The organism is Akkermansia sp. 54_46, assembly GCF_001917295.1.
Lineage (GTDB): Bacteria > Verrucomicrobiota > Verrucomicrobiia > Verrucomicrobiales > Akkermansiaceae > Akkermansia > Akkermansia muciniphila.
The window spans coordinates 11441-27548 of record NZ_MNUD01000008.1 but is presented as its reverse complement, the minus strand read 5'-3'; the positions used below and the strand labels follow the sequence as shown (position 1 = coordinate 27548).

General features: G+C 59.8%; 24 protein-coding genes and 1 pseudogene. 1 reads left to right on the top strand and 24 read right to left on the bottom strand.

The genetic code is table 11. The annotated features are described in order from the left end of the window. The 19 genes and pseudogenes from BHW66_RS02355 to BHW66_RS02265 form a co-directional block, all read right to left on the bottom strand. Positions 1 to 1395 (bottom strand): annotated as a pseudogene (locus tag BHW66_RS02355) (hypothetical protein); the annotation flags it as partial. 66 nt (positions 1396 to 1461) lie between these two features. Further along, positions 1462 to 2049, bottom strand: a complete 588-nt coding sequence (locus BHW66_RS02350) for a hypothetical protein (RefSeq protein WP_094167838.1) — start codon at positions 2047 to 2049, stop codon at positions 1462 to 1464. Between the two features lie 57 nt (positions 2050 to 2106). Further along, a complete protein-coding gene (locus BHW66_RS02345) occupies positions 2107 to 2322 on the bottom strand; it encodes a hypothetical protein (RefSeq protein WP_131072280.1) in 216 nt (71 codons plus the stop codon). A 7-nt stretch (positions 2323 to 2329) separates the two neighbouring features. Next, positions 2330 to 2818, bottom strand: coding sequence for a hypothetical protein (locus BHW66_RS02340; RefSeq protein ID WP_217730284.1), 489 nt, complete (start codon positions 2816 to 2818; stop codon positions 2330 to 2332). Beyond that, positions 2811 to 3446 carry a hypothetical protein gene (locus tag BHW66_RS02335; RefSeq protein WP_217730285.1) on the bottom strand — a complete coding sequence of 212 codons (636 nt, stop codon included), beginning with the start codon at positions 3444 to 3446 and terminating at the stop codon, positions 2811 to 2813. Before BHW66_RS02335 ends, BHW66_RS02340 begins: the two co-directional genes overlap by 8 nt. Continuing rightward, positions 3443 to 4204 (bottom strand): hypothetical protein, encoded by a 762-nt coding sequence (locus tag BHW66_RS02330; RefSeq protein WP_217730287.1) that lies wholly within the window; start codon positions 4202 to 4204, stop codon positions 3443 to 3445. Before BHW66_RS02330 ends, BHW66_RS02335 begins: the two co-directional genes overlap by 4 nt. Before the next feature lie 48 nt (positions 4205 to 4252). Then, positions 4253 to 4681 (bottom strand): hypothetical protein, encoded by a 429-nt coding sequence (locus tag BHW66_RS02325; RefSeq protein WP_094136106.1) that lies wholly within the window; start codon positions 4679 to 4681, stop codon positions 4253 to 4255. Positions 4682 to 4755: 74 nt separating this feature from the next. Further along, complete coding sequence (locus tag BHW66_RS02320; protein WP_094136107.1) at positions 4756 to 5667, bottom strand: hypothetical protein; 912 nt, start codon at positions 5665 to 5667, stop codon at positions 4756 to 4758. Positions 5668 to 5709: 42 nt separating this feature from the next. Next, complete coding sequence (locus tag BHW66_RS02315) at positions 5710 to 6105, bottom strand: hypothetical protein (RefSeq protein ID WP_286688854.1); 396 nt, start codon at positions 6103 to 6105, stop codon at positions 5710 to 5712. A gap of 46 nt (positions 6106 to 6151) precedes the next feature. After that, positions 6152 to 7144, bottom strand: coding sequence for a phage protease (locus BHW66_RS02310; protein WP_217730291.1), 993 nt, complete (start codon positions 7142 to 7144; stop codon positions 6152 to 6154). Positions 7145 to 7264: 120 nt separating this feature from the next. Next, complete coding sequence (locus tag BHW66_RS02305; protein WP_215833524.1) at positions 7265 to 9262, bottom strand: DUF935 family protein; 1998 nt, start codon at positions 9260 to 9262, stop codon at positions 7265 to 7267. Positions 9263 to 9329: 67 nt separating this feature from the next. Continuing rightward, positions 9330 to 10031: a hypothetical protein gene (locus tag BHW66_RS02300; protein ID WP_165477134.1), complete on the bottom strand. Its 702-nt coding sequence runs from the start codon at positions 10029 to 10031 to the stop codon at positions 9330 to 9332. Next, a complete protein-coding gene (locus tag BHW66_RS02295; protein ID WP_131072289.1) occupies positions 10028 to 10960 on the bottom strand; it encodes a terminase family protein in 933 nt (310 codons plus the stop codon). Before BHW66_RS02295 ends, BHW66_RS02300 begins: the two co-directional genes overlap by 4 nt. After that, complete coding sequence (locus BHW66_RS02290) at positions 10944 to 11516, bottom strand: hypothetical protein (RefSeq protein WP_094136112.1); 573 nt, start codon at positions 11514 to 11516, stop codon at positions 10944 to 10946. The genes BHW66_RS02295 and BHW66_RS02290 overlap by 17 nt, the downstream gene beginning before the upstream one ends. A gap of 13 nt (positions 11517 to 11529) precedes the next feature. Then, positions 11530 to 11787 (bottom strand): hypothetical protein, encoded by a 258-nt coding sequence (locus tag BHW66_RS02285; RefSeq protein WP_131072290.1) that lies wholly within the window; start codon positions 11785 to 11787, stop codon positions 11530 to 11532. Further along, the gene (locus BHW66_RS02280; protein ID WP_131072291.1) at positions 11784 to 12122 is read right to left on the bottom strand and encodes a hypothetical protein; all 339 of its coding nucleotides are present in this window, start codon (positions 12120 to 12122) and stop codon (positions 11784 to 11786) included. The genes BHW66_RS02285 and BHW66_RS02280 overlap by 4 nt, the downstream gene beginning before the upstream one ends. Further along, positions 12119 to 12724 (bottom strand): M15 family metallopeptidase, encoded by a 606-nt coding sequence (locus tag BHW66_RS02275; protein ID WP_131072292.1) that lies wholly within the window; start codon positions 12722 to 12724, stop codon positions 12119 to 12121. The genes BHW66_RS02280 and BHW66_RS02275 overlap by 4 nt, the downstream gene beginning before the upstream one ends. A gap of 32 nt (positions 12725 to 12756) precedes the next feature. Next, positions 12757 to 13428, bottom strand: coding sequence for a hypothetical protein (locus BHW66_RS02270; protein WP_217730293.1), 672 nt, complete (start codon positions 13426 to 13428; stop codon positions 12757 to 12759). A 73-nt stretch (positions 13429 to 13501) separates the two neighbouring features. Beyond that, positions 13502 to 13753, bottom strand: a complete 252-nt coding sequence (locus BHW66_RS02265) for a helix-turn-helix domain-containing protein (RefSeq protein WP_094136117.1) — start codon at positions 13751 to 13753, stop codon at positions 13502 to 13504. Between the two features lie 104 nt (positions 13754 to 13857). Here BHW66_RS02265 and BHW66_RS02260 point away from each other — a divergent pair, with 104 nt between their 5' ends. Further along, positions 13858 to 14025 carry a hypothetical protein gene (locus BHW66_RS02260; RefSeq protein WP_215833528.1) on the top strand — a complete coding sequence of 56 codons (168 nt, stop codon included), beginning with the start codon at positions 13858 to 13860 and terminating at the stop codon, positions 14023 to 14025. A gap of 57 nt (positions 14026 to 14082) precedes the next feature. Here BHW66_RS02260 and BHW66_RS02255 read toward each other — a convergent pair whose 3' ends face one another. The 5 genes from BHW66_RS02255 to BHW66_RS02235 are packed head-to-tail and all read right to left on the bottom strand — an operon-like array spanning position 14083 to position 16006. Then, positions 14083 to 14316 carry a hypothetical protein gene (locus BHW66_RS02255; RefSeq protein ID WP_087393300.1) on the bottom strand — a complete coding sequence of 78 codons (234 nt, stop codon included), beginning with the start codon at positions 14314 to 14316 and terminating at the stop codon, positions 14083 to 14085. Positions 14317 to 14365: 49 nt separating this feature from the next. Then, positions 14366 to 15034 (bottom strand): hypothetical protein, encoded by a 669-nt coding sequence (locus BHW66_RS02250; RefSeq protein ID WP_215833529.1) that lies wholly within the window; start codon positions 15032 to 15034, stop codon positions 14366 to 14368. Continuing rightward, entirely contained in the window at positions 15012 to 15221 is a 210-nt protein-coding gene (locus BHW66_RS02245; protein ID WP_215833530.1) for a hypothetical protein, read from the bottom strand. Before BHW66_RS02245 ends, BHW66_RS02250 begins: the two co-directional genes overlap by 23 nt. Then, a complete protein-coding gene (locus BHW66_RS02240) occupies positions 15211 to 15735 on the bottom strand; it encodes a host-nuclease inhibitor Gam family protein (protein ID WP_286688853.1) in 525 nt (174 codons plus the stop codon). The genes BHW66_RS02245 and BHW66_RS02240 overlap by 11 nt, the downstream gene beginning before the upstream one ends. After that, a complete protein-coding gene (locus BHW66_RS02235) occupies positions 15710 to 16006 on the bottom strand; it encodes a hypothetical protein (RefSeq protein WP_094136121.1) in 297 nt (98 codons plus the stop codon). The genes BHW66_RS02240 and BHW66_RS02235 overlap by 26 nt, the downstream gene beginning before the upstream one ends. Positions 16007 to 16108: the final 102 nt, after the last annotated feature.

Below are 16108 nucleotides of genomic sequence, written 5' to 3'. Positions count from 1 at the left end.
GTAGGCGTGCTGGGAAAAAATGTCCGTCACTCCGGCCAAGCCTGCGGCATGCAGGCGGTTGACCGCTGCCGTATCCGTCGGCGCTCCCACGGCCAGCGGGATGTTGACGCCGCCGTTGGCATTGACGGTGCCGTTCGCAGTCAGACCGCCAGCGAGCGTCATGTTACCAGCAGCATCTACCTGCGGGATGGCGGCAAGGGCCTGCTGGGCTTCTGTGGCGGAGTTGGCCGCGCTGGTGGCGGATGTTGCGGCGTTATCGGCAGCCGTGGATGCCGTGGCGGCGTTCTGGCCAGCCGTCCGCGCCGCAGCCTCGGCAGTCGCGGAAGATTGCCGCACATCCCTCCCCAGGCTATCCAGTTGCCGCGCGGTAGCCAGTTCCATCCCTCCCAGGGTGATGCCGTCGTCATAGTCCACCACCACGGTCATCAGCGGGGCCATCGTGCCGTTCACGGTGGGAGGGTTTACCACTTCTGTGATCAAACCGCGTCCGGGGACGGACGGAGTAAGCACGGCGTGCATACCCAAGGCATAGGGCGTCATCTCGGTCCCTTCGCATACCTGGATAATGATCTTGTCCCCGCGTTGCAACGTAACGCCCGGCGTAAATACCCACGTGGCCGTCTGGCCGCTGGACAGGTTGGACACATAGGCGGAGGTGCCAATCAGGCTGTACGCACCGTTTACCAGCTTCCAAATCCGCAGGCAATACTGATTCAGGGCGGGGTCGGTGAAAAAATACACAGTGGAAATACTCGTCAGGCGGCAGCTGTCAGGCAGATGCCCCGCCAGTATCTCGTCTCCCCAGGTCATCGCGTAGCCTCCGACGATGGTCCAGGTGTCGGCGGCATCTCCGCTGGACAAGGTGGATTGCCCGGTCACCGCTTCCAATTCCACGCCCGCATCCTTGAGCGCGTCCGGCAGTTGTGCGGCCAGGGCGTCGGCTACCAGTTCGGACCAGTCGGCCAGCACCTCGTCAGGCGGCGCGTAATCCCCGGGCAGCAAGTCCGCCCGGACCGTCACCCGGATCAGGCGGGACGTGCGCTGCGCCCCGTCCGGATCCACCAGCACCACCTCGCCGATCAGGTCAATCCGGGATTGATCCCCCATGACCTCCGCCAGCTGCACCGTATTAACGGACAGGCTGCCGACATAGGCAGTGCCCAGGGCATCCTCCACATGTTCCAGCCCCGTGGCGGCCAGCACCAGGGAATCGTCCCCCAGGGATTTTTTCACGGCCAGCACGGGCACCTCGTCAGAATTCGAGGGGTTGCCGGGGCCGTCCGTCAGGACGATGCGTAGCGGCATCTTGTCGCCCCGCACCAGGGCCATGTCAGTCAGCGGCACCTGGCCCGCCGTCGTCAGGGCCAGCGTGTTAGCATCTATGTATATAATCATGATTGGAAAGATGGAAGGGGGAAAGCGGAGCCGCCGTACCCGGACGGCTCCTGGATGGGCGCAGGGTTAATCCGCCGCCAGCTTGGCCAGCGCCAGGCTCGTGAACGTAGCCAGGGGGGAATTCTTGATGGATAGCTCAAACTCGCACGTCACCGGATCGGACGCGAAATTCGGGCTGTTGGTGAGGGATAAATCCCCCATCACGCAGAAATGGGCCAGCTTTTCGGCGTTATTGCCGGAGTTGCGCAGTTCTCCATACACCCAGCAACGGATGTTGCCGGAGGATGAAAACGGCGCGGCTTCCTGGTCATCTTCCAGGTTGTCCGCCACGCCGAACGCCAGCTGGATCGCTTCGGGCGTCACCTCCTGCGTCGTGAACTTCAGCTTGGACTGCTGGGCGATCGACAAATCGCGCATTTCATAAAATCCCGCGTCGTTCACACCTTCCACCGTCGCCGTCTTCTTCTGGCGTTCGCTGGTAGCCGTCTTGATCTTGCCCAGGGTCAGCCACGGGCCAGGCTTTTCCGGGGTGGGAGCGTCGGGCTTGGCCCCTTCTCCCACCGTGTTTCCTGCGGTGACGGTTTCCCCGAATTTTGCAATGCGGATGATCATGCCTCCGATCAAATTATCGACAAATCTTTTTTCGTATGCCATGTGCTTGGTTTGGTTAATAGTTAATTGTTAATGGTTCGTCGTTCCGGCTCCGGTCCGTTAAAATACCCGGCAGCCGGCTTTTGCCTGTTCGAGCGCCGCAGCCTGGTCGGGCGTGACGTTCACCACCACTCCGGCCAGGTAGGTCATGCCGCTGATGTTGGTGCCCGTCCTGGTCACGCGCACTTTCACCAGTTGCGGCTTGGCCTGGCCGCTGACGCCTGCTTCCCCCGCGGCGGATGCCGGGGCCGTCTGTTCTTTTTCTGTCTTTGCCATGTTGTTGCTATGGGTTCAGGTTTTCTCGGATCGAGAGGAAAATCACTCTGCCGTCCACGTTCTTCAGTTCCGGCACTTGTTCCGTGCTTAGTTCTGTAATTTCCGCCACCCAGGGGGCTGTCCCGGCCAGCTCGTCATTGTGCGGGGACCATTTGCGCAGCCGCCGCAGCACGGCGGCGGTCAGGGCGGACAAGCGGCGGATCGTGGGGTCAGCCCCCACTTGCCCGGTCGTCATGACCAGGATGGCTGCCGTGGCGACAACCACGCCGGGGTCCGGCATGTCCACACCCTTCCAGGGCGGCGGCTGGGGTGCCTGGGGCATGACCGCGATGGCCGCATCATACTGCGCCACGGCCAGGGCAAGGTTGTTCACTTGGTCGCTGGCGTCAAACGGGTCCGGAATCACATAATTGGCCAGTTCTTTTTTTCCGGCCAGGCGGTCGATCACCGCCTGGGCAAACACGTATTCGGGGCCGTCTGGTAGTTCATCATTCATGCTTGTTCAATCGGTTGGAAATTCTAGTTGCCAGGGTGTCCACGGCGGAGGATTTCACGGTGTCGGTCAGTTCCTGATCCGACGGCAGAACGGTGCGGTCGGGGTCGTGCGTTACGGATTTAAGGAGCAGCCCCAGCGGCGTTATTTTCTGCTTCCAGCCCTTGTACATGCGCTTGCGTTCCTGGACGCGGGCCAGGTAGGGCATGCGGCTTTTGACGCTGTACAAGACCATGATTTCCTCCTGGGGAATTCCGGCCTCGGCCAGCGTGATCCGCCGCTTGCGGAGCGGAGAATCCGGCCCTGGGACAAGCAGGCTTTTGGTGGGGCGGCCCGTCACGGGGGAGATGCGGCCAGTCGCCCGGACCGTGCCGCCCAGCAGGTGCAGGCGCACCCCCGTATGGCTTACCGTCACGCGGGCCGTGCGGCCCTCCATGTGGCTTTCCGTGGCTTCCGCCGCCCCGGCCCAGTAGTTCCGCGATCCGGTCTGCTGGGATCGGTCGATAAAATGATTCTTCAGCAGGTCGCGCAAATCGTCCCCGGCGTGCCGGGTCATGGCCTGCAAATCCTCCGGCGTGACCATCCTGGCCAGGGCCACGGACATATCCAGGTTCACTTGCAGACTAATCATGCCCGGCCTCCTTCCATGATTGCCTTGTCCCCGCGGATGCTCACTTGCACATCCAGGTTGCGGCTGATCCAGTCGCGCAAATCCTGATCCACTCCTTTCATACTCGCCTCGGCTCTGTTAAAATCTTCCCGTCCGGATGCCGCGTCCTGCAAACCGTCCGCCGATACGGATTTAACCCCCATCCCGCTATTAAAGTCAAAAGGCGGGTAGCCCGTCCCCCACCGGGACAGCAGCTGCCAAATCCGGCTGGACACCAGGGCACGTTTTCCTTCGGCATCCACGCCCAGCCGTTCCGCGGGGGAAAGCTGCGCATACGCATCTTTCCAGCGCGTGTCCCAGTCCCGCGGTTCTTTCCTGGTTCCCACCCGGACCAGCTGCCAGGCGTGGGGCCTGTCGTCGGCCAGCAGGTTTTCCTTCCACGCAAAATTTCTAGCTTGCGCCACGGTCTGGTCAAAAATCAAATTCTGGCGTCCGGGTGTCGTCATGTCCCGGATCGTCCCCTCGGCATCCTCCGGGGCCTCATAATTGTAAAATTTAAGTACCGCCTGCAAAAACTCGCGGGCGGAAGCATTCAGCCATTCGCCGTTCAAAATTTTCCGGGATCCGTCCCGGATTGCCTGAACCGTCTGAAGATGGTTGCAGCCAGCCGAAAAAACAGCACGCTGCGTGAATTCCCGGCCCATTTGTTCCAGCTGGGCGGAATTCAAGTTGGTCGGCATCAGCCGCTTTCCCATCAGTGTTTCTTCGGCGCTTGGCATCCTATTAACTATTCGCTTTTAACTGTTCACTGCCCGCATGCGCGGGCCTTACATCACCCCGCCGTGGCGGCTCATGCCCCACCGGATCGGCCTTCCGGAATAGTGCGGGCTGGGGGTCTTGTCGCTGGCGTCATCGGTGATCACGTAGCTGCCGGAGGATAGTTCCTTCAGCACGTCATTGGCGTGCTGCCACTCCGCTTTCCGCTCGTCCGTCATGGCCAGGGCAAACCGGACCAGGACGCGGTAACGGACAATGGCCCCGGCTTCCGCCATCAGTTCCGCGGGGATGCAGTCAGGGCTTCCCTGTAACCTGGTGCGGCCTCCGGAGGCAATGCGGCTGCGGATGGTGGCCGCCGTCTCGGCCAGGATGCCGGGGATGGGATCGGGCTGCACCTGGGCGCGGTCGCGCGTTACGCTGGCCAGTTCCCCGGCGTTCAGTACCTGGTTCAGCACATCTTCAGTTAATGGGTTCCACATGGTTTTTCCTTCCGGTAAGTTCCGGGGGCGGCGTTGCGCCCCCGGAACAGTCCTCGTCAATCTGCCATTCCTGGTTACGATACTTCGATACGTGCGGCGGCTGCCGGATTGGTCACTTTCCGGTGAGTGGACCAGTACATCATGTCCACCACTTCCAGCGTCCGTTCTTCGGACAGGATTTCCGGGCCGGAAGGTTCCAGCGTGAAATCCTTGGCTGCTGACATGTCGTTGCGCGTCGGCGCGTCCTGGGAGTAGAACATGAAAATGTCCGATCCCATAATGCCCTGCATCTTGCCGGACTTCCCGCGTGCTGCGGGCTGGTAGGGCATGGATGCCAGGGACACGTCAATGTCCGGGAACACCAGCATGTTCTTCAGGATGTCCAGGCTGGCAGTCAGTTCCAACCCCTGAAGGCGATTAAGGAAGAACGGATGATTCTTCATGATCACCCAGGCTTTCAGCCCCAGGATCAAATGCGTCGGCTTGCGCCCGATAGCCGCCTGGATCGTCAGGGCCAGGTTATCCAGTTCCTGGATGATGTTGGCTTTCTGTCCGGCGGTGCTGGTCCAGTTGCCGCTTCCAGCCGTAACGGGCACCCCTGCTTTCCAGATGGTGACGGCTTCAACTTCCCTCGTGACCAGCTGGGAACTGATCAAATCCTGAAGATTGCTTTCCCGCTCATCGTCTCCTCCTCCGTCTTGTTCCATGTCGAATTTCCAACTGCCGACCTCCAATGCGTGGGGCTTGCAGTTGTAAAAATCGTCCGTGGCATTGGTGTCTATCCGCGTAGGAGAATTCCCCCTGGACAGAGCCGTTTTATAAACGCGGAACGCGTTGTCGATGTCCCGCTTCTTGTAACTTCCCACGGCGGTTTTCACCCCCACGGTTGGGAACAATTTGCGGCTGATACTGTCCGCCTCGTCCGCATAAGCGGCCTGGCACAGCTCGGTCAAATAACCGTTGTAGCTTGCAGCATTCTGAAACATATAATGTTAGTATCTATTGCTTATTGTTGGTTGTTGAGTGCGTCAGTCTCCGGCAGGGGCCGCCTGCACGGTTGGGAGGGTCAAGTAGGATTCCAACAGCTGCCCCCCGGTTCCCGGCTCGCAGGCCACGGCCACCTGGGTGCCAGTATCTCCGGCCGTAGCGGTGCCTCCGTCGTCCAGGACAAGCCTGGTTCCCTCTTCCACGCTGCCGGGGGATTCGCTCAACCGCACCCCCACGATCCCCTGATGGGCGGGCAGGATGTAATCCGTGTCTTCTCCTTCGTCTCCGCCGACGTGGACCACGCCCAGGGGGATGTCGGATTTACCGCACAAGACCAACTTGCCCGATGTGTCTTTCTTCACGAAGCAGCCTTCGCATTTGCGGAGGTCCCTGCCGCTTTCCGCCCTCATGACGGCCTGTTGATGGATAATTGCCATGTTGTTTTCTGGTTATGAATAGTTAAAAGCAAATGCCAGGAGCGGTTTACTTCTGCCCCAGCCGGATCTTGGCCAGGTTCTTCGCTTTCCAAAACGAGCAAAGACGCCCGGCTGCCTTTTCTTGCGCCTGGATGTCGCGGGCCGTATTCACCAGCAGCTGGCCGCGGTCCGTCCCCATGCCTTTGCCTCCCCTGGTCGCCTGGGTTTCCCGGCGATATCCGGGCCGGGCATACTTCGGAGCGCCCCCGGACGTGCCGCCTCCCTTGCGGTTGGCCAGCAGGTTGATCATCTTGATGCCCATCTCGCGGTTGGTCAGCAGTTCTTCCTTGAGGTCCTTCTTTTCCTCGGGGGTCAAGGTCGCAAGGTCTTCGCTGTTGAGCAGCGTTTCCGCTTCCGCTTCCGCGGCTTCCTGTTCGGCGGCCATCAGGGCGTCGATTGTTGCCAGTATCTGGTCCAGCGCGGCGTCTTCCGGCAGTCCCAGCTTGGCGGCGATTTTTTTCAATTCTTCCATGTTGTTGTCTTGTTGGTTTGTGTTGTCGTTGATCGGCGCGGCCTGACTGTTGGTGATCGGGCGCTGGCCGGGGTTGTTGGGCTGGTTGGTTAGGGCCAGCCCGACGAGTTGCAGGGGGCGGAGGCGTCCGCCTCCCAGGTCCGCGCACAGCTCCACGCTGTACACGGTCGAAAAATGTTTGTAGATGCGGTCCCGGACCAGGGGGAGGCCCAGCGGCGTCCATTCGATACGGGCGCACAGTTGCAGCCCTTCCACCGTTGGCAGGGCGGCAAGCTCGCGCACCCAGCCGTAAGCCCGGCTATCCCGCGGCCCGGTGACGGCAACGGACACATGTTCCACGTCGGTCAGCAGCCCTTCTTCCGGGACGCCTGCTTCCACGATGGCCCGCACGGCCTCATCGTCGATGACCTGGACATATTTTTTTCCGTCCGCTGTCTGCTGGGGATGTTCCCCCCAGCGTTCGATGTTATACCAGCCGTCCCCCGGGTTTTCCCAGGGCTGCAAATCTTCCAATGTAATGGTTTTCATCCTTCTTGACTTTTTGTCTGTGTTGGTTACGGTGTTGTTACGGTGATGCGCGGCCTGGGGGCCATCCGTTAAGGCCGCGTTAGCCCGTGCGGGGAGATGGCCCTCCCGTCCGTACTTCTTTTATCTCTTGTATTTCAGGGTTCCCTTTCTCATCTTTTCGGCTCCATTCAGTCGGCGGCTGTGGAAAAAGCTTCTCACCTGGCCATCCTTGCCCGTGATAAATCCGCTCATGGCAAATTTCCCGGCGTCATCCTTGTACACGCGCAGGTAGGTCTTCTGGCCGTTGTGGGATTCCCACACTTCGTGCGGGTTTTTCACGGCACGGACTGCTTCAGATAAACGCCGCAATCTCCGGTTCTGTTCCTCGGGCGTTTTGGGGGGCTGGGTGCTTTCCCAGTGATCCAGGACGCCCTTGCTGAAATGCACGTCCTGCCCGTCGATGGACCGGGCCGTAAATCCCCGCGTCAGGGCTTTCCGCGCTCTTCCCGGGTGGCTGTGGCTGCTGGCCGGGTCGGGGGTCAGGGCGGACAATTTTTCCAGTCCCAGGCTTTTGGCCGTTCCGGTTTGGCCGATGGCCTCATGCTGCCCGCGGCCCCGCTTGTCCCAGCCCTTCCTGGCCCCTTCGCTGGTGCCGTAGTTGGCCAGCAGGTTTTCCTGGTCGCCGTTTCCGGCTGAATTTGCGTTTTGCCGGGGTGCTGCCGGGGTGCTTCCTGCTTTTTCCGGGTCATTGCCCACTTCCAGCCCTGCGGCGCGTTTCATGGCCGTTTCCAGCTTCCGGGCATCATTCCGGATCATGGCCGGGTTCGGCTGTGCGTTGAGCAGCTTTTCCAGCAGGGCAAGTTCCTGGGCCGTCAGGGGGGCGTTGTTCCTGGTCTGCTCAATCTGTGCGGGGATGTGTTGCCAGTTTCCGCGGCTGTTGGCCAGCAGGGGGAAGGAGGGTTGTTCCTGGGACGGCTGCGGCGCCCGGTACGTGACCGTATAGCCGGACGCCTCGCTTACTTCTTCCTCGTCGGCAATATATCCCGCGGCGGCCAATTTCGTGATGTTGTCCACCTGCTTGCCTACGTCTTCCGCTTCTTCGTATTCCAGCGTCCAGTAGGCCAGATGCGGCCTTCCCGGGAAATGGCGGTCCAGCAGGCGGCGGCTCATTTGGCGGTTGAAGCTTTCGGAGATTTCCGCGCCTTCGCCCGCCGCCAACATGCGGAATGTTTCCTGGTGGGCGTTGCCCGCCAGCGTCCCGCTGCCGGATTCCGCCAGCACGGTCAGCTCGCCGCCCGTGCCGCGGCGCACAATCTGCTTGTCGCACCACTCGCAGCGCTGTTTGAAGGTGTCCCCTCCGCGGGCCGTCGTTTCCACAGTCTTGATGTCCCCTCCGTCCGGGTAGCCGCCGCGCCCGTCCCCGATCATCTCTTCGGCGATGCGGTCATATTCCCGTGCCTGTTCGTCAGAAGTGTTTGGCGGGTATTTGAAGAAGATGGCCGGGTTGCCGAACACGTCAATGAATCCGTCCCACCCGTCCAGGGCATGGGCCTTGGCGCAGATGGCGAACATGGCGGGCAGGTCCACGGGCCGGAGGCATTCACGGATGATCAGGCGGCTTTCATCCACGGCTTCCAGCTTGGCGCATGACCTGTCGGCGGATTCGTTGTAATACCAGGCCCCGCCCTTGACAGGCCGGGCCATCAGCCACTGGTCCACGGGTTCCATCCTGATTCTGCCGCCTCCGGCCACGGGTTCCAGGTGCGCGTACCCGCGGAAGGTAGCCGATCCCATGAACCGCACCGCATCCCTCAAGTTGTCGATCTTGCCGTAATATTCCGCCAGGCATTGCTGCTGCTCGTCGGCCAGCGTTTGCAAGTCCGGGTTGTTGCCGATGGCTTTGGCATCCACCTTCACGTCGTCAGTCATTTCCGCCAGGGCGGAGGCGCGGCGGTCCAGGACCGTGCCCAGCATGTCGTCCGTTTCTTCCAGGGCGGCCCAGCACAGCATCACGTCGGCATACTGGCCTTTCCGGTACAATTCATAGAGGGCGCGGGCTTCCTGCGGCGTCAGGAATGGCAGCGGGTTCCGGCCTTCCTTTTGAGAGCGTCGGGACAAAAAGCCGATCAGCCTGATCATGCCAGTCCGGAAATTCCCTGGCCTGCCAATCATCCTGTTCACAAATTGCGGTAAAATGTTCATCGTGTTAAAATCTCCTGGTCCTGATGCCGCCCCAGCGGCGGGTGCCGGAGGCCCGGTTACTGCTCTTCCTGCTCTTGCCCTGGCGGGACTTGTGCCGCCAGGATGACGGGCTGCATGATTCCAGCCCGGTCCCGACGTGGCCCCAGTAGGAAAGCTTGCCGCTGTCAAATGTGTCCGCGTGGTTGCCCTGCGCGTCCACATCGGCCTCGAACCGTGCGCCGTTGCGCGTCACCAGGCGGTGGTCCGTTTCCAGCCATTTGCCCGGAGGCATGGCAATGAGAGCGTCTTCCAGGGCGGAGCAATACGCGGCCCCCATTGCCGTCTTGGCGTCGGATTTTTCGCCGCAGTAGCGGACAACCTGCTGCCCGTAAAACCCCACCACCCGGACCAGGCCGGACAGGTCTTTAGCCAGTTCCCGCGCCAGGAATTTTTCATTGCTGGTGTCCACCACCAGCACGCCGCGCTGCTCGCGAGGCACGGCCCCAATGACCAGTTCCAGGATGCCCAGCATGACGGCGTAGTGCTCCGTCTTCCACCTGACCACCAGCCGCTGCCAATATATGCGGTCCCAGTATTCCGTGGCCGTCAGGCTGGACGGGTTGGACTTCTTGCCCTCCGTGCTGGCTACGTCCAGCCCGAAACACACTTTTCCGGCGCACAGGGATTCCGCCCAGTTCGGGGAGATGGCTTCACGGATCGCGATCATGCGCACACCTCCTCCCCGGCCAGGTCCAGGCCCGTGCAATGGCCCAGGCCCATGTTTTGCGCCCGGTTCAGCCAGCCCAGCGGGATGGCTGCCGTGCCGCCCTGAATAAACTTCAGGCCATAGTTGCGATCCACCGACGCGCGGTCCAGGCTGTGCGCCCTGAATTCTTCGTAGGGCACCACCTTGCCGGACAGCGGATCATAGAGCGGCAGCCCGGCCAGTTCGGCGTCCAGAGCGTCCACACGGTGGACCGGGTAGCCCTGTTCCGTCTTGTACCAGTTCCCGGCGGCGTTCGGTTCAAATGTCCGCAGGCCCGGGTTCAGCAGGTCGTAGGTGTAATGCGTATCGTCCGCGGGCGGCGTGCTGAACAGCCAGAACAGGAATTCCGGGTTGCGTGAGATGATCGGTTCCACCGCGTCCCATACGCCTTTGAAGTCCGGCCAGAAGCCGATTTCATCTCCGAACACGTCACCCGTCCAGCCCCGGGCCGTGTCGGGATTGGGGGCGAGGATCTTCGTGCGGCTGTACGCCGTCCGCGTGTGGTAAATCCTGACCTGGGCCGCCTGCTTGTCCATCAGTTCCGCCAAGTCGTCCACGTTCAAAAGTTCCTTGCTGGTCTTGTCGATGACGTTGCCGCCCAGCTGCTTGCCCAGCTTGTCCTGGCAAGCTTTCAGGGCGCCCAGGGCGTCGTGCCAGATGGTTGCCTCCTTCTCCACGATTTCCTTTCCGGTCGCAATGGATGCGCTCACAAAAAAGCAATTCCGCCAGGGCTTTTCAATCATGCGGTCGATGGCCTTGCTGGCAATCGTGTAGGACTTGCCGCCCTGCCGCCGCCACATGAAAAAGCAGATGCGGAAAGCCACGCAGAACGCGGCGTCCTGAAAGGCCAGCAGGTTGACTGCCCGGAAATTGTCAGGATGATGGGGCATCTACAAATTCGGGGGTGACTGTTTTCCGCTGGCCAAACAGCAGGGCGCGCAGCCTGGCCAGTTTGCTTTCGTTGGTTTCGTTGCTGCCGACAATCGCCTGGACTTCCGGACTGGTGGCCTTGTCCAGCAGCGCCTGGGCGGCCAGCATTTGCCATTTGTCAATGTCCAGTTTCAGCCGCTGGGCTTCCATTTGGGCCTTTTGTCCGGCCAGCACCATGCCGTAAAGGCGTTGCAAATCCGCGGCGGATTTTTTGCCCGGGCGCGTGATGACTTCGTAGCAGGTTTGCAGCACGGCGGCATGGGTGGCCTTCGTGACGTTGCCCCGCTTGATTTTGGCAAGCTGGGCGGCATTGTGGTCTTCCGCCGCCCATATCCGGGGCAGCAGGTGCAGCTTGTAGTACTCGCTGATGCTTTGCAGGGACAGTCGCACGCCTCCCTCCGCCAGAATGGCCTGTACATCCTTCAGGGTGGCGTTGGCGGCAAGGGCGTCGTCCACGGCTTGCCGCAATTCCTCCGGCAAGTTGTGGATGGTGCTGTCCGGCCTGGGCTTGCGCATGGGTGTAGGGGGGTTACTGGTTGCTAAGTTCAGCTTGTCCGGCATCCGTAATGCGCCAGCGCATTTCTCCCGTGATCTTGTTGGAGATGCCCGTGATCAGGCGCAGCGCGTCCAGTTCCTTCAGTTCGGTTTCAATTTCCGCGCGGGAAGGAGCCGGCACCACTTGCAGCTGCACCCGGCAGCGTATGTCATCTTCACGGCGCAGCAGTCCGGCGGGGACATGGGCCAGGTCCCTCAGGATGGCCAGTCTGATTTCGGCGGTTCGGTTCATTTCTTGTTCGGTGGGGTCAGGGTTTTCAGCATGCCGATGATTTCATGCAGGTCTCTGCCTTGTTCGTTGAGGCGGTCATATATGTCTCCCAGGTCTTCTTTCCGGTCATTTTTTATGTCTCGGATTTCTCGTTCCAGCCGGGCAATATCCTCTTTGGTGGCGTATTCGTTGGCCTTGCGGACATTGAGGGGATCATTGGACAAGGATATTTTGCGAGCCTTACCCATCACGTAGCCACCCCCGCCAATAGCGCCAGCCCCCACAAGGGTGCTTATTATCTGGACAACCGCTCCGGCATCTATCGTGCTCGCTTCCGCCAATAGCTGCATCATCATTTCAATAATTCGGCAAGGGTGGACGTGCCCTGGGTATAGGCACGATGCAGGGCGGTTGTGGCGATTTCTCCCAGCTGGATATGGCCGGGGTCGTAGATGGTGCGGAAGTCTCCGCCCCATACCAGGCCCGCCTGGCGGGTCGCTTCGGCAAGCGGCGCGTAAATGGATTTTGGGCCTTCGCTGGGGGACCAGATGTCCTGTCCGTCTTCAAACAGGCAAAAGTCCGCGGCCAGTCCAAAATTGTGCATGCTCTGGCCGCCCCTGGCCCGGGTGACGCGGGGGCGCTTGTTATATAGCGCGTCCTGTTCGTCGTAGGTCCGGACGCCGCAAATGATTTTCCAATCGGCCTGCTGCCGCATGGCTACGATCACCTGGCGCACCCGCATGGCGGCCAGTGGCTGCAAGGTCCATAGATAAGACTCGGAGCGGCTGTCCACCTGGCCGTATCTGGCTTGCAGCTGGCTGTGGCTGGTTTCCCACTGCGTAGCGGCTTCACGGGTCAACGGGCCAGTCATACCATCTAAGGCCCCACGGTAAAACCCGGCAAACTTCAGTGCTCGCTGCCAGGACAGCGTGTTCATTTTCAATTCGGCGTACTTCATGATGCTTTCCTTTCTTCACTGTTACTTATTAACTATTTTCCTTTCTGCACCACGGGCGGGGCGATCACCACTTCCGGCACGCTCTGATTCCACAGCAGCTTTCTTTCCCCCCGGTCAATCACCAGGGAGGAACCGCCGCGGACAATCACCGCCTGCCCTTCGGACAGGCTCACGCTGGTGGATGCGGTGGATGAACTGCTGCATGATCCTCCCAGCATCACCATCAGCGCGCCAATCGTCAGACATAGGCGGCGTCTGATGGTTTCGAGCTTGGCCGGATCGGAAGTCCCGGCCCCGGCTATGGACGAATTTGCCAGGTCGTTCTCGCCTGGCACCAGGGGCCGGGACTTCGATTCATTTCCGCCTCCATCGCCGGAGGCGGTATCGCTATCATCGCTGTCGGATGAAATTTGATGCTTCCCGTAAGTGATAAACCGCAGCAGGACATTCACGCCGCCCAGGGCGGTCACAAAGTCCACAGGGTTGTTTTCCAGCCACTCGCGGACGGACGGCAGGAGCAGGGACAGGAGGGCGGCAAGGTTGATCCAAAACGTCCGGGACAAGTACCAGGGCGTGGTCGTCTTTTTCGTTTGCTGGGGCGTAGTTGCCCCGGCGTCTCCCGACGCGAGGGCTTCATTCCCATGATTACCACGATTCAGTTCATCTCCGTTTTTTGTTCCGCCAAAATCTTGCTTGTTAGTCATGCGGGCACTCTAGCCCAGGCTCCGCATTCTTTATGTGGCATTTGTGGCAAATGTGGCGTTTGTGGCAAATGTGCTAAAAAAAGTTGAAGGTGGATTGCATCATCTTCCCGCGCTGGATGGCTTCTGCCCGCGCTGCCGCCGCCATATCCCGCACTTGCCCCTCCCACAATAGCTTTTTTACGCCTCCGGGCACGGCAGGCCAGGCGTACAAGTCCCCCCTCAATATCATGCGCCGCACTGTTTCCCGGCTTACCTTTAATATGCGGGCAGCTTCGGCAACGCTACATTCCGGCCCATTAGCCCAGCGGCGCAAATTTTCGTCCATGTGTCCATATTACCACACGCTTAACGGTTTTTCAGGAGCAGGGGCGCAAATTCGCAAACACAGAATAAAGTCGACAGTCTCATGCCAGATGTTATCATCATCAAATGCAATCCGAGCTGAAAATGATCGCGGTAGTTGACATGCAGGACCCTGACAGAAAGAGCTATAAACTCGCCGAACAGGCTGTCGTGCTGGTCTGGGATTTTGAGGGCTTTACCATGTGCAAAGATGTGCTGGGCAATACATGGCTGGTCCTCGACACTAAATTCTGATCAACAAAAAGGCCGCCAGGAGCTACCTGGCGGCCTGAATTGTATCTGCCCATTGGGCTAATCATCGCAACATAAAGCGCGGACAAAGGGCGTCATTTCCTCGTCCTGATGGTCTTCTATCAGCTTGTCCGTCCTTTCGTCCATAATGCACAGGACGCTTGAATAAAGTCCGTCAGCAAATAGTGATTGCTTGGTGGCAACAACAAGCGCATGTACTGCATAGCCGGACTGCTGGCCATTGCCATCTACAACATAACAGTTGATGTTGTCTCCTGGCTTTAAGGGGGGCATGATGATTTTTCTGTTGTTTCAATCCGCGCATCCGCAGGGATGCGAAAAGTTACAGGGGGAATTCGTCTTCAAATGACACCGTGTCGCTCCATCCCCTGGCCGTTTTCGGTTCGGGGGCTAGGGGGGCAGCTGCTCTCCGGCCAGCGTCCTGGACGGCCTTGGGCACTCGGACGGCTCCCACATGATCTGCCAGCCCTCCCGGGGGAATCGTCCCCAGGATTGCGTGCGGTTCATAGGTTTCAAATCCTGTTTCTTCCGCCAGCTTTCGGGCGGCGGCCCGGCCCCGGTTGATCACCGTGTAGTTCAGATTCCGCACGTGTTCCAGCGCGGCAAATTTCCGTAACTGCCCATAAACATCTTTGCTCGTGCAGGGCAGATGTAGCTGATCCCGCACAACCTCCGCCAGATATTCCGGCCCGATTTCATAGCGTTGCATGCTATCCCGGAGGATGTGCAATGCCTTGTCCATTTCCGTGTAGGTGTTGTCTCTGATGGCTTCATATCCCAGGTAGGCGGCAAAACGATTGTAAATCAGCGTATAATCTTTTTGTGTTGCGCGGGTGAAAGAATCCGTGTGTCCGGTGGCTTTCCAGGTCTCGTCGTGCCGCCATTCTTCCAGGGACGGCACCGGGCAGCCGTATGCTTGCAGCTGCTTGTAGGCCCGGACGGCCAGCTGCGCCAATACGGCCTTTTGCTTATTTGATAATGACTTTTCCATTGTCGCTGCGTGGTTTAATGGCTTTGATGCGTGCAGTTTCTTCATTGTATTCCCTGATCACTCGGATCAGGTTGTTTTTCCGGTCTTCCTCCATGCTGTAGATGATACTTTTTCCGCCCTCCGGCGTGATCACCGTTACGTCGTAGAGGCCGGAGGGCCGTTTCCGGCATTGGTATTTAGTCGTCACTCCTGGTGCTTCTCTCTACGTAAAACGTTTCATCCTGCTTGATCTGCATGCCCAGCTTGGCGAGTTTGTGAGGCTTGACATGCAGGCGGATCGCATCCTTGTCCGGGGTTACTTTGGTGACCAGGTAGGCCCTGCGGCGGGTGCTCTTGAGCAGGGCGACAACCTTGTCCCAGGTCCAGCCCGGCGCGGGCTTGAGGGAGGGCTGCCCCAAGCGGTAGCCGTAGGTAGTCAGGGCGGTGGTGCCGGATTTACGGCCCTTGACAAACAGCTCGTCCCTGCGGGGGGAGGCCCATTGCTCGGCCATCTTGGTGAGCCGGGCAATCTCCCTGGCCAGTTCGCTGATTTTGGGATCATGCTCGGTGAGCACTTGCTGCATGGCGGTCTCCTTGGCGGCCTGCAAGGTGTCCAGTTCAACACCCTTGCGGGCGATGTCGTCTAAGGTCCGGCAGAATTCGTCCTGGTCTTTGATAACCTGCTGGTCGGTTGCTTTAGTGGTTGTGCGTATCTTTCCCATTGTTATGTTGTTTGTTGAGTTGTTTCGTCTGGCGGAGCTTGCGGACCAGCATGGCCACCACGTCCGTCCATTTCAGTCCGGGGGTATTGTGAAGCCAGGAGTAAAATTTCTCGGCGTCCACGGGCACCCACTGGACGCCCAGTTCTCCCAGTTGCACCCCGATTTCCCGGCAGCGCGGGTCATAGGTCACGTGGTAGTCATGATTCCCCGGGAACCGTCCTAGTTCCAAGTTAATCTGAAAGCAGATTGTTTCCTGTTCGATGTTATTCATGGATGTTGGTTTCCGGTTTGTGTTCTTCCTCCCTTCTGGTTCCCCAGGTGCAGCCGTCCTTCTCCGGGTCCACGTACCAGTGCCCATCCGTTCCCAGGAGGT